Origin of the sequence: Hyunsoonleella rubra (assembly GCF_042684665.1) — a bacterium.
Lineage (GTDB): Bacteria > Bacteroidota > Bacteroidia > Flavobacteriales > Flavobacteriaceae > Jejuia > Jejuia rubra.
Genome location: NZ_JBHULY010000016.1, coordinates 295,891 through 308,937, shown reverse-complemented (window position 1 = coordinate 308,937; position 13,047 = coordinate 295,891). Strand labels below are relative to the sequence as shown.

Below are 13,047 nucleotides of genomic sequence, written 5' to 3'. Positions count from 1 at the left end.
ACAGAGCATAGCCGTAGTGGTCGATCCGAAACCGTCGCCGTCGGCATCCACGTAGTATTGTTGTGGTGTATTCACGGTACCATCGGTATCATCACAATCACCAGATGTTGCTGTTAGTTCGGCTGCTGTATAATAATCTGTTGGACGCTCACAAACAGTTGTTGAGGTACCTTCGCTATATCCATCGCCGTCAGCATCTAAATACCAAGTCTGCCCTGGGAACTCGTTTGGATCACCATCATCACAATCTGTATTGTCTGCCACATAACCTGCCGGTTGCGAGCCTGCAACCTGACTTACGCTTGGATCTCCAAAACCATCAGAGTCCGTATCTGCATACCAGGTTGTTGATGAAATAACATCTGCAGAGACATTAATATCGTCTATAGAGATATCACTCCTAAAACCTGAACCAGTTTCACCAAAGAAACGAATCTTAATAGTTTGGCCATCATAAGCTGATAAATCAATCATAGCTGATTCCCAAGGATCACTATTTCCAGTAGTCTGAGACGAAGGTGAGCCCAATTGGGTAAATACAGTTACGTTAGAAGATTGAAAATTATCGGTACTAACGATTACGTAAAGATCTCCCATGGTAGAACCAAACATATGGTATTGGAAGGTCAATTGAGTGTTTTCATAACCTGTAAAATCAAAACAAGGACTAGTTAAAAATGCATCCATGTCTGGGTATCCGGTTCCGTTTCCTGAAGATTCAGTAAAGATATAGTAGCTACCATCTGCTGCTCCAGAAGGCCCGGTAACATCAGGAGATGTATTAGAAGGTGTTAATCCAGAGATTCTTGTCCAATCAATATCATCGCTGGACTCCTGGACCCATAGGCCAAAACCACTTTCAAAACTTTCAGCATAGGGGAACGCACTTACGATATCATCACATGCTGAAGTTGTAAATACCGTTGAAGTTGTATATGCACTATTTGTTGAAGCAGTACACACCGTTCTCACTTGAACTTCGTATTCCGTAGCGGCCACAAGATCAGGAATATTGTAAAAGTTTAGGGCTCTATCGCTGATATTTGTCCAAGTCGATGTGCCTGTTTCCCTAAATCTTAAATCATAATCGGAGCCTAAAATCTCGTCCCAATTTATGGTGGCACTAGATGACGTAACATCATCTGCAGTCACGTTTGTCGGAGCCGTGCAAGCTAATGTGGTAAAGTTTACGGTTGACGAATAAGATGAAGAGGAAGAGCTACAATCCGTTCTTACCTGAACGTCATACGTAGTATTTGGGTCTAGGTTGGGGATATTAAATGCATTATTATCTAGATTCAAGACTGTAGTCCATGTTGATGTACCATTTTCTCTATATCTAACATCGAAGGTTGCTCCGTCAATTTCATCCCAAGTAATATTGGCACTATCAATGAAAAGTTCAGAAGCCGTAATATTAATTGGAGCTACGCAGCCCAATGTAGTGAAGAGTACAGAAGTGCTGTAGGACGAATTACCACTACCAGGGCAATCCGTTCTCACTTGTACTTCGTATGAGGTAGCCTCGCTTAACCCTGAGATATTGTAAACAGGTTGATCTAAAACCAAGCTGGTACTTGAGGTGGAAGTCCAAGTTGAAGTTCCATTCACTCTGTATCTTACATCATATGTAGCATCTGGGATATCGTCCCAATGTATTCTTACTGTAGAAAGCCCAATATCCGATGCTGTTATGTTGCTCGGAGGGTCACAAGCCAATGTTGAAAAATTGAATGTAGCACTATAGGCAGAATTAGTACTAGTGCCACATTGACTTCTTATTTCAACATCGTATGTCGTGCCGGGAGTTAAACCGCTAAGTGCGTTGCTGTTGGTGTTGAAATCTGATACATTCGTCCATGTTGAAGTACCGTTAACTCTATATCTTAAATCATAGGTGTTGTTGAATACTTCGTCCCAATCAATAGTAGCTGCATCCGTTGTTATGTTCGATGCCGCGATATTTGTAGGTACAGCGGTAGAGCATCCAATGCCGATAACCTTAAAATCATCAAAGGTAAACCCTTCGAAATTTGCATTGACGTAAGAATCTTGTCGGTTTGAGGAATCGGTATGGAATGCAAACCGAATAAAAACGGAACTGTCTCCAAGGAATGCCGAGTTCGTTGATGCATCAATTACAATTTCTTCCATACTCCATTTATCTTGGGTATCTCCATCATACAATTGCTCACCATCAGGTTGAAAGTTTATATTTGTAGTGCTCTTTTGAGAGTAGCGTGATCCGGTTTGGGAATCTTGATCTTCCGAACCAGGCTTGGTCAATCTTCCGCATAGTGGAGTCCAGCCTGTGGAGCCGTTTGCTGATGCTTCGATTTGAACATAGTCAAAGCTGCGCTCTAAATCCCACTTTCCGTAGAATTGAATCACTGCAGATTGAATGCCACTGAAGTTTAGGGTCCCGTTGTATTGCAACGTTTGGTTGTTAAGGTTGTTGGAATAGGGAATAGAAGCGTTGGATCTGATTGCAGAGGCGTCATTGAAGCCATCTGTTACTGAAGACCACGATCCAGAACTGGTCCAATTACTGAAATTTGTTGGATCCAATGTCGATAATATTGTAGGTGTATATATTTTGGTAATGATAGTTTCATACAAAACATTATCGGAGGCGTAATCATTAGTGAGTACGACCTTGAACTGAATTTCGTCATTTGCGGCAATACCTCCGTCTAAAGTATAGCTGATATCCACAGTTTTTTGTGCTAAAATTTCAGAAGAGGTGAAATTTTGGCTGGCACTTGCTGTGTTTATTGTAATATTTGGTGTAACGGCCGTAACGGTTACAGTAAAATTATTTGTATCAGGTGTTGTATCATTACCATTTTGGCCCAAGTTTTCAATGCCAAAGGTTAAGTTTCCAGATGTGCTAGTGATATCTGATTGGTTTAGGTCATGAAGCTTTGCGTATTTCCCACTGAAATAAGCTGCCAAAAAATTAGCACGCATTGCACGTTGGGCAATGGGCAAATAATTAGTTGGGTCTGGCCAAAACCCCCCATAAGTGCCACCGGTGCCTTCTGAACCAGCACCATTTTCGGGTGTCCAAGATAAGGTGTGCTTTCCTGATCCTATGCCAGTTGGTGTGCCATTGGCGCTAACGCCAGCTGGGCCACCTAGCATCCAGTCGTTCATATTACCACTGTTCAAACTGCTGATAGATGTACTTGGTCCGTAACCATAACGATTATAGAATGTCATGTCATGGTTATACTTTGAGTATTCGTCTGGCCTTGGATTGTCAATATTTGTTCCGGCGTAGCCGTGGAGCATCACATTTTTAAATGAGTGGTGGTTTAGTGCTAATTTAAAATCATGCTGCATGAAGAAATCACGCATAATCTGCGTTTCATTCTCAGAAAATGGTCCTGAACCAGCATAAGTCGAACTACATGAGTTAGTAGTAGAAGCACCTCCATTACCCCAATAGTATGCAGAGTTTCTATTTAAATCGATGCCTTCATCGTAGGTGCCACATCCACCGCTAGTATTTCTGTTTTTTCTTTGGCCGCCACCTCCATTTGGAGCTACGGTTTCATTATAAACAAAACCATCGGGGTTAAAAACAGGGATAAAATACATCGCATGATTATTCACCAAGTTTTTAATGGCATCATCAGATTCATAATTTTCTAATATGTACCACATATAGTAAAGCAACTGCATAATGGAAGCTGCTTCACGCGAATGAATTAAAGATTGGTAAAGTGTTTCTGGTTCGGCAGGCTCATCCACCTCCGGGTTGTCGGATATGCGAACAAACCACACTGTCCTACCTTCAACCGTTAATTGATTAGTTGGTGAGGCATTTTTTCTCGTAGAAATAAGATTTGGATATAACCTTTTCATGTCATCCAACTCCTGTAAAACCATATCATAAGTCAAACAACCTCCAAAATGATTGGTTTCATTTGGGTAGCTATCAGAATCATTTAAATTCCAGTTGTCAGGAACTTCCCAATTCATCTCATCGCATTCATCGTACTGTCCTAAATTATTAAGTAACTCATTTATTGTTAAAGACTTAGATGTTAGTTTATTATACTGTTTAAGCGCTAACTTTCCTCTTTTAAGACTTTTCTGCCTTTCCACTTCCGCTGTAGCCAAGGGCAAGTTTCTAATGGCCCTTTCACTATAAAACTTCGTCATATCGTCAATCAACACATTGTATATTAACCCTTTGTTTTCTAATTGGTGCAATTGGTGTTCCGTCAGTTCTAATGTTAAATTATGATTATGAAGGATTGCGCCACAGGTCATATCGATACCCAGGGCATCAAGTTGTTCGATGGTCGATGAATTAATGTTTGAAATAGAAACTCTTTTAAGAATTTCCTGAGAGTGGGTTATCTGTGCTATTGTTAGCAAAAGAATACTTAGGAGAGTAATTTTTTTCATCAGATTTGGGATTATAATGAATTATTTAGGCACGAATATATATAATTCTTGAGTAAATAATCTATAAAATGCAAAAAAAATCGATGAAATGCAATATAAATTAAATTTTATTGCTAGGATTTTTGTCTTGTTAAATTTGTTCTGGGTATGTTTTAACCAAAAAAAAAGCTCAATACGATTGTATTAAGCTTTTACTTTTTTCGTAGCGAGATCGAGATTTGAACTCGAGACCTCCGGGTTATGAATCCGACGCTCTAACCAACTGAGCTACCTCGCCATTTTGAGGTTGCAAATATAAAAACAAATATTACGTTCGCAAACATTCCCCAATCAAAATATTTTGAAAAATAATTGGATATCTTATGAATTAATGTATATTGAGCAACGCTAAATCTTATTATTATTTATGGACGACAAAGTTAAATTTGAACTGGAGTTTCCTATTCATGCTTCGCCACAATTATTGTATCAATATATCTCTACGCCATCCGGTTTGCAGGAGTGGTTTTCGGATAACGTTAACTCCCGAGGAGAGCTTTTTACCTTTATTTGGGATGATAGCGAGGAGAAGGCAAAGTTGCTGAGCAAAAAAAGTGGGGAACGCGTGAAGTTCAGATGGTTGGCCGATGAAGAGGATGATCTTCAATGTTTTTTTGAAATAAGAATTCAAGTGGATGAAATTACTAAAGATGTGTCTTTGATGGTGACTGATTTTGCAGAAGATGATGAAATCGATGAGGCTAAAATGTTGTGGGAAAATCAAATTTCGGACTTAAAACATGTTCTAGGTTCGGTATAATAAAAGCCGATATAACCTTATATTTGTCCCGAATTTACTTCGGGATTTTTTATGACAAATTTTAACGGTACTATTTTAGAGGATACTACACATATTTCCATAAATAATAGGGGATATGCCTATGGCGACGCCCTTTTTGAAACCATAAAAGTGGCCAATGGAAAGTTGCTATTTTGGGAAGATCATTATTTTAGATTGATGGCCTCCATGCGGATAATGCGAATGGATATTCCAATGAACTTTACCATGGAATTTTTGGAAGCTCAAATCCGATCCACTTTAGAAGCCAACGGACTTGAAAATGATAATGCTCGGGTGAAATTGACTGTGCATAGAAATGAAGGTGGTTTGTATTTACCCGTTCAAAATGCTGTGGGTTTTAATATTAGCGTAAAGCCTTTAGATGATGCTATTTTTATTTTGAAGGATGATAAATATGAAGTGGATTTATTTAAAGACTATTATGTTGCGCCAACTTTGCTGTCCACCTTAAAAACGAACAACAAAGCAATTAACGTAGTTGGCAGTATTTTTGCTAATGAGAATGATCTCGATAATTGCTTATTATTGAACACCAACAAAATGGTGGTAGAAGCACTTAACGGCAACATTTTTTTGGTAAAAGGAAATACTATTAAGACCCCACCATTATCGGACGGATGCCTAAAGGGAGTTTTAAGAACCCAATTGCTCGCAATGGATAAAGGTTTGGGAGAATATAGTTTTATTGAAGACTCTATATCCCCGTTCGAACTGCAAAAAGCTGACGAACTGTTTATTACCAATGTGATTACTGGGATTCAACCGATTTCAAAATATAGAAAGAAACAGTTTGAGAATAAAGTTGCTAAAATGCTATTAGAAAAGTTAAATACCAAGATAAGATTGGGCTAGTTATAATTTGGGTTTTCGGGTGCGTTGGACCAAATGCTGTATTCGCCCCCAAGTTCCAGCATTTTTTCTTTCCAAAAAGATTCATAGTCCTTTTCAATAATGTTCTTTTCGTAAACATTCTCAGAAACCACCCACGAACTGGCCTTTAACTCATTTTCCAATTGATTGGCATCCCAACCCGAATAGCCGAGAAAAAACTTGATGTCATTTTCATTAATGGTGCTGTTGGCAATCAGCTCGGCCACCCTATTAAAATCCCCGCCCCAATAAATTCCTAAAGATATTTCTATACTGTCTGGAATTAATTGTGGCACTTTATGGATGAAGTAGAGATTATCTTGCTCCACCGGTCCGCCATTATACACTTTAAAAGATGCTTCCACCTCCGGAATCAAATCGCTGATAGTATAGTCCAAAGGTTTGTTGAGGATAAATCCAATAGAACCATCGGCATTGTGGTCCGCCAATAGTACAATCGAGCGATTGAAAGATACATCACCAATTATGGCCGGTTCAGCTATCAACAAATCCCCTTTTTTGGGTGTAGTGCTCGTCATATTCTATGAATTAGTAATTAAATCTAAGATTATTTTATGAATTATCCAACTTTTGAATGGTGCATAAAAAAATGCCCTCCCGTTAGGGAAGGCACTTTGCTATTATTTTGTTCTGTAAAAAAATTAGTTTACAGCGCTTGATAAATCAGATCCAGCCTTAAACTTAACCACGTTTTTAGCTTTGATTTTGATAGTCTCACCAGTTTGAGGGTTTCTTCCTTCTCTTGCAGATCTTTTAGAAACTGACCAAGAACCAAAACCAACTAAAGAAACTCTGTTACCTTTCTGTAATGCACCTTCAATTTCGATAAGTGCGCACTCTAAAGCCTTTTTAGCAGCTGCTTTAGTGATTCCTGCGTGTTCTGCCATTGCATCGATTAAATCTGTTTTGTTCATAATGTAAATTTTAAAATATTAATAAATTGGTTAAACTTTTTTCGTTAAATCCTCTACAAATTTATACGGATTATGCATTCATGCAAGTAATGGCAAGGGAAAAACGGGGTTTTGTTGATAACTTATAGCATTTGTTGATAAAGGATATGCATTTTAACGAATTTTTCACAATGTGAGTAAATATAAGGGCTTAGCGTACTTTGGCATTACTTTCGACTGGATATCCGTTCAACAAGGATTTTGTGTCCATCAATTTCTTTCCAGGAAGCTTAATTTTTTGGATTTCGACATAGCCCTCGGCCACTGCCACTTTCAGTCCGCGCTTTGAAGTAATAATTGAACCTATGTCGTAATTATGCGGTTCCGTTGCTTTGGAGGCTTCGTAAATTTTGATGTCTAAAACTTCATCGCCGTTTACCAATTCGCACCATGCGCCAGGGTAGGGGCTTAACCCTCTAATCTTATTGTAGATATTGTCAATATTGTCGGTCCAATCTATTTTACAATTGCCCCTATTTAATTTATAAGCCGTTTTTAAATCATCGATTTCAAGTTGAGGTGTTGTAGTAACATCCCCTTTTTCTATGAGTTGAACCGTGTCTAAAACCAAATTGCTTCCAAGATGCATCAATTTATCATGAAGGCTTCCAGCATTTTCTGTTGGTTCAATTTCGACTTCCTTCTGAAGGATCATTTCACCTGTATCAATTTTTTCATCTATAAAAAAGGTGGAAACTCCAGTTTTGGTTTCTCCATTAATAATAGCCCAATTAATGGGTGCCGCCCCGCGATAATTTGGCAACAGCGACGCATGCAAATTAAAGGTGCCATATTCCGGCATTTGCCATACTACTTTGGGCAACATTCTAAACGCTACCACAATTTGAAGATTGGCCTCAAGCGATTTTAATTCCTCAATAAAAGATTCGCTCTTTAAATTATTAGGTTGCAAAATGTGTAATCCCGCTTCCTTGGCATATTGCTTTACGGCACTCTCGTTGAGTTTTCGCCCGCGTCCGGCAGGTCTGTCCGGCGCAGTGATGACTCCAACAATGTTATAATTAGCTTCTACCAGAGCCTTCAAGGTAGCCACGGCAAAATCCGGAGTACCCATAAAAACAATTCTTAAATCCCTCATAAATGACTTAGTTTGTACGTGTTTGATTTAGTTATACTAATAATTCTATGCTCCAATAGCAATTTTAGTGCCTCTTTTGTTTCCTGGTCGGTACAGCCAATAGTTTTAGTAATGCGTCGTGATGGTTGCTCCCCTGATTCCAAAAGCTTTATGATTTGATGTTTTAAATCGTCAAAAGAAACAGTCGAGGATTTTGGTTTTTCCTTTGAACATACCGAACAGACACCACAAGGCTTCAAATCCTTTTCACCAAAATAATTAAGGAGTTGCATACTTTTGCACACCTCTTTATTATTGACATAGCTGATCATCGCCTTGATGCGTTCTTCCTTCATTTTGTTTTGCTGTTTGATGATTTTCGCAATTCGATTGATGGTTTTGTCGTCTTCACGTGGCTCGATGAAGGTGATTTGTGCATCGGTTTTCGAATGGTGCAAGGTAATGATGCCGTCCCTAGCTAATTGCTGTAATGTTTGAATCACTTGTTGCTCGGAAGCAGAAGCTTTTTCAGCCATTTTTAAGGTATGAATATCGATTTCATGGTCAAAAATGCCTCCGTAGGATCTCAAAATAGACTTTACTATTACTTCAAAATCCTTGTGATGCTCCAAATATTGAAAAATAGCATTGTTGCTTGACACAAACTGAACTAAAACCTTGTTTTTAAATCGATTGGAAAGGTTGATAATACTATTTCTGTCAAGTGCGGAAAGGGCATTATAGCATAGCCTTCCGTCAAAATTATAGGTATTGCAAAACCGATTGAAATCAAAATCATGGGTGGTGTAATCGCCTTCACCATAAGATATTTGAAAGTAATTGCACAGCTTTCGATACACCTGCTTGATGTAATCCACGGACGGCAATACTTTCAGAAACTGACCTTTAACTGTCAGCTCGTCACTATTATTTTTTATCATCACAGCAAAGGAAGTTTCGCCATTTCGTCCAGCGCGCCCCGCTTCCTGAAAATAACTTTCAATGCTTTCGGGTAAATTTAAATGAATTACCGTTTTTACATCGGGTTTGTCAATGCCCATTCCAAATGCATTTGTTGCCACCATTACCTGTTTTTGGTTCTGCATCCAGGTGTTCATATTGCTGTTCTTTTCATCAATATTTAAGCCTCCGTGATAGAAAGTCGCACTAATACCTTTTGTATTGAGCATCGTACTTATTTCCAAAGTAGATCGTCTGTTTCTAACATATACAATGGACGATTCCTGATATTTCTTTAAAATGCTGATTAGCCGATAATATTTGTCCTCTTCGTGCAAAACCATATAGCCTAAATTCGGTCTGGCAAAAGATTGCTTGAAGATTTTAGGGCTGATAAAATCCAATTCTTTGGATATGTCATCTACTACCTTTGGGATTGCCGTTGCCGTGAGTGCCACCATATTTACGGCCGGGTGCAAACGTCTCAGTTGTACAATATTTTTATACGCAGGCCTAAAATCATTGCCCCATTGCGATATACAATGCGCTTCATCCACGGCTATTAAATTAACATTCATCTGTCGTATCCTATCCTGCACCAGCTCTTGTTGCAGACGTTCGGGGGAGAGGTACAAAAACTTGTAATTTCCATAAATGCAATTATCCAAAAGTGTGTCAATTTCATTTTTGGGAATACCACTTGTTAAGGCAATCGCTTTAATACCTTTGTCCTTTAGAGCTTGCACTTGGTCTTTCATCAAGGCTATAAGGGGCGAAATCACAATGCATATGCCATCTTTAGCCAAAGCCGGAATTTGAAAGCAAAGCGATTTGCCACCACCTGTTGGCATGAGTACAAAAACATCCTCGCCATCAATAACCGAATTAATAATGTCCTCCTGGTTTTCACGAAAGGAAGTGAATTTCCAGTAACGTTCCAATATATTTATGGGGTGCTGGTTCATTTTAAATGAAGCGTTTTTAAAATGAAGTCGGTTCTAGCTTCAACCGTTCCAAAGGGGACATCAATCGGTTTATAATTATATGTGGAATAGGTGTTTAGCAAATGCTGATGAATCTCTTCGGATTGCTCAAAATTTTCATAGCGCTCATTGTCACTTTTATAGATGGCTTTCCATGGTTTTAAAATAAAAACAGTATCGTAAACAGACTGCATTGTCGCATTGACAAAATTTTCTGGAAACGCATTACCGGCATAATCCATATAGGCTAGAACATCGGGAATGCCCCTGTCAAAAAAAACAAATTCAGTTTCCAAGTGGTCGGCATTCCTAAATTGTTTTATACGTCCTTCTAAAAGCAACTCACTGAACAATAAAGGATTGCTCAAAAAAAGTTGCTCGATACCTTCCTTTTGGGCATCAAGTGTGATTTGCCTCGAAATCTCCTCAAAGCAAACATGATTCCTTTCTTCAAGCTCATGGATAATGGAGGATTTTCCAGTGCCAGGGCCACCGGTGATGACGACTTTTTTTACTTTCAAAGTAACTGAAATTTGATTGTAAAATTCGGAATTTAATTGCGTTAAAAAAAATGGAAAGGAAACCTTATCTTTGCACCTTAAAATGGACTATGAGCACGGCTTCAAATCAAGATGAATTTTATAAAAAACTAAGGGCGCAACTTTACGATACGGCGCTTTGGCCAAGTGAATATCTTTATAAATTCATTGTGAAGACGGATACTTCGGAAATAAAAAAAATAGGTTCACTTTTTGATAATATGGGCGCGGTTATTACTACAACGGAGTCCAAAAACGGGAAATATACCAGCGTGTCCATCAATGTAAAAATGAAGGATCCGGATGCCGTAATTGGCAAGTACAAAGAGGTAGCCGAAAAAATCAAAGGGGTTATTAGCCTTTAGTTTTTTTTCGTATTTTGCACCCATACAACTTCATTGAATTTTAATACTACACTTTTATTGTGATTGATAATTTAGAATATAATACCGAGCGGGAGCATTTGATAATTCCTGAATATGGGCGTCATCTTCAAAAGATGATTAATTACGCCAAAAGCCAAGAAAGTAAAGAGGAGCGTGAACGATTGGCCAAAGCTATCATTTCCGTAATGGGAAATTTACAGCCTCATTTAAGGGATGTGCCAGACTTTCAGCACAAGTTATGGGATCAGTTATTTATCATGTCTAATTTCGAATTGGATGTGGATTCGCCGTTTCCGAAACCTTCGAAAGAAGTGCTTTCTGAACGCCCCGAACCTTTAAATTATCCCCAAAATCACCCTAAGTACCGCTTTTATGGTAACAATATCAAAACGATGATTGATGTGGCCAATACCTGGGAGGATGGTGAATTAAAGGAAGCCTTGGTATTTACCATTGCCAACCACATGAAAAAATGCTTTTTGAACTGGAATAAAGACACCGTGGAGGATGGTGTAATTTTCGACCATCTTTACGAACTCTCTAACGGTAAAATCGATTTGCGAAATTCTGAAGAGGATCTTTCCGATTCCAGCAGTTTGATGCGCCCCAAAAGCAAGTACAGCAATAAAAAGAAAAAAGGGTCTAACCGCTCTAAAAGACGCCACTAAATCTATTTATGGGAACATTCAAAATTGAAGGAGGCCACCAGCTAAAGGGAAGCATTCAGCCTCAAGGTGCTAAAAATGAAGCCTTACAGATTTTGTGCGCCGTTTTGCTCACGCCAGAAAAAGTTACCATTAACAACATTCCGGATATTGTAGACGTTAATAAGTTGATCAGTTTGCTGAAAAAACTTGGCGTTAAAGTTGAAAAAATATCAAAAGGCAAATATACTTTCCAAGCGGACAATTTAGATTTGAAGTATTTGGAATCTGATCAGTTTAAAATTGATGGTCGCGGATTGAGAGGCTCCATTATGATTGTTGGGCCTTTGTTAGCGCGTTTTGGCCGTGGATATATCCCAAAACCAGGAGGTGATAAAATTGGTCGCCGTCGTTTGGATACCCATTTTGAAGGACTTATAAAATTAGGTGCCAAATTTGGCTACAGTAAAGAAGAACAGTTTTATGGTGTGGAGGCCAAAAAATTAAAAGGCACTTATATGCTTTTGGAAGAAGCCTCAGTTACAGGAACTGCAAACATTGTTATGGCTGCGGTTTTGGCCGAAGGTCAAACTTCTATTTATAACGCAGCCTGCGAACCCTATCTGCAGCAATTGTGCAAAATGCTCAATAGAATGGGAGCAAAAATTAGTGGTGTAGGTTCTAATTTACTAGTAATTGATGGTGTGGATAACCTTGGCGGTACCGAGCACACCATGCTTCCGGATATGATTGAAATAGGCAGTTGGATTGGACTCGCTGCTATGACCAAGAGTGAGCTTACCATTAAAAACGTGAGTTGGGACGATTTAGGCGTCATCCCCAATGTGTTTAGAAAACTGGGGATCACGGTTGAAAAACAGGGGGACGATATTCATATCCCGGCGCATACAGATGGCTATGAAATCCAAAGCTTTATTGATGGTTCCATTTTAACAATTGCAGATGCACCTTGGCCCGGATTTACGCCGGATTTATTGAGTATTATTCTAGTTGTTGCAACACAAGCCAGAGGCAGTGTGTTGGTGCATCAAAAAATGTTTGAAAGCCGTTTGTTCTTTGTGGATAAATTGATCGATATGGGAGCAAAAATTATTTTATGCGATCCGCACAGGGCAACTGTAATTGGACATGATTTTAAATCGACATTAAAGGCCACAACAATGACATCACCCGATATTAGGGCTGGCGTTTCGTTGTTAATTGCTGCATTGTCTGCAAAAGGTACATCTACCATTCAAAATATTGAGCAGATAGATCGTGGTTATGAAAACATCGATGAGCGTTTGCGTGCCATTGGCGCAAAAATTGAAAGGGTATAAATCCTATCTTTCA

At 38.9% G+C, this 13,047-nt stretch carries 11 protein-coding genes and 1 tRNA gene; 5 read left to right on the top strand and 7 right to left on the bottom strand.

Features of this window, described 5'->3' with window-relative positions; genetic code table 11:
• Both ACFSR8_RS09670 and ACFSR8_RS09665 read right to left on the bottom strand, forming a co-directional pair.
• The coding region (locus ACFSR8_RS09670; RefSeq protein ID WP_380291448.1) for a M14 family zinc carboxypeptidase at positions 1–4,419 on the bottom strand (4,419 nt) is incomplete at its 3' end.
• A gap of 203 nt (positions 4,420–4,622) precedes the next feature.
• Positions 4,623–4,696, bottom strand: a tRNA-Met gene (locus tag ACFSR8_RS09665).
• Positions 4,697–4,825: 129 nt separating this feature from the next.
• On the opposite strand from ACFSR8_RS09665, the gene ACFSR8_RS09660 reads away from it, so the two are divergent.
• Both ACFSR8_RS09660 and ACFSR8_RS09655 read left to right on the top strand, forming a co-directional pair.
• Complete coding sequence (locus tag ACFSR8_RS09660) at positions 4,826–5,218, top strand: START-like domain-containing protein (protein ID WP_380291446.1); 393 nt, start codon at positions 4,826–4,828, stop codon at positions 5,216–5,218.
• 51 nt (positions 5,219–5,269) lie between these two features.
• Positions 5,270–6,112 carry an aminotransferase class IV gene (locus tag ACFSR8_RS09655; RefSeq protein ID WP_380291444.1) on the top strand — a complete coding sequence of 281 codons (843 nt, stop codon included), beginning with the start codon at positions 5,270–5,272 and terminating at the stop codon, positions 6,110–6,112.
• Here the strand turns inward: ACFSR8_RS09655 and ACFSR8_RS09650 are convergent.
• From ACFSR8_RS09650 to ACFSR8_RS09630, 5 genes are all read right to left on the bottom strand, one after another.
• Complete coding sequence (locus ACFSR8_RS09650) at positions 6,109–6,669, bottom strand: YqgE/AlgH family protein (RefSeq protein WP_186562710.1); 561 nt, start codon at positions 6,667–6,669, stop codon at positions 6,109–6,111. The genes ACFSR8_RS09655 and ACFSR8_RS09650 overlap by 4 nt on opposite strands.
• Positions 6,670–6,792: 123 nt before the next feature.
• On the bottom strand, positions 6,793–7,065 hold the full coding sequence (locus ACFSR8_RS09645; protein ID WP_092580684.1) for an HU family DNA-binding protein: 273 nt from the start codon (positions 7,063–7,065) through the stop codon (positions 6,793–6,795).
• Positions 7,066–7,255: 190 nt separating this feature from the next.
• On the bottom strand, positions 7,256–8,203 hold the full coding sequence (gene fmt, locus ACFSR8_RS09640) for a methionyl-tRNA formyltransferase (RefSeq protein WP_380291441.1): 948 nt from the start codon (positions 8,201–8,203) through the stop codon (positions 7,256–7,258).
• A complete protein-coding gene (locus ACFSR8_RS09635; RefSeq protein ID WP_380291439.1) occupies positions 8,200–10,107 on the bottom strand; it encodes a RecQ family ATP-dependent DNA helicase in 1,908 nt (635 codons plus the stop codon). The genes fmt and ACFSR8_RS09635 overlap by 4 nt, the downstream gene beginning before the upstream one ends.
• The gene (locus ACFSR8_RS09630; protein WP_380291437.1) at positions 10,104–10,646 is read right to left on the bottom strand and encodes an AAA family ATPase; all 543 of its coding nucleotides are present in this window, start codon (positions 10,644–10,646) and stop codon (positions 10,104–10,106) included. The genes ACFSR8_RS09635 and ACFSR8_RS09630 overlap by 4 nt, the downstream gene beginning before the upstream one ends.
• Positions 10,647–10,735: 89 nt before the next feature.
• Between ACFSR8_RS09630 and ACFSR8_RS09625 the strand changes: the two genes are divergently transcribed.
• The 3 genes from ACFSR8_RS09625 to murA are packed head-to-tail and all read left to right on the top strand — an operon-like array spanning position 10,736 to position 13,034.
• Positions 10,736–11,029: a DUF493 domain-containing protein gene (locus tag ACFSR8_RS09625; protein ID WP_380291461.1), complete on the top strand. Its 294-nt coding sequence runs from the start codon at positions 10,736–10,738 to the stop codon at positions 11,027–11,029.
• Positions 11,030–11,088: 59 nt separating this feature from the next.
• On the top strand, positions 11,089–11,718 hold the full coding sequence (locus tag ACFSR8_RS09620) for a DUF4290 domain-containing protein (protein WP_380291435.1): 630 nt from the start codon (positions 11,089–11,091) through the stop codon (positions 11,716–11,718).
• Between the two features lie 8 nt (positions 11,719–11,726).
• On the top strand, positions 11,727–13,034 hold the full coding sequence (gene murA / locus ACFSR8_RS09615; protein WP_380291433.1) for a UDP-N-acetylglucosamine 1-carboxyvinyltransferase: 1,308 nt from the start codon (positions 11,727–11,729) through the stop codon (positions 13,032–13,034).
• Positions 13,035–13,047: the final 13 nt, after the last annotated feature.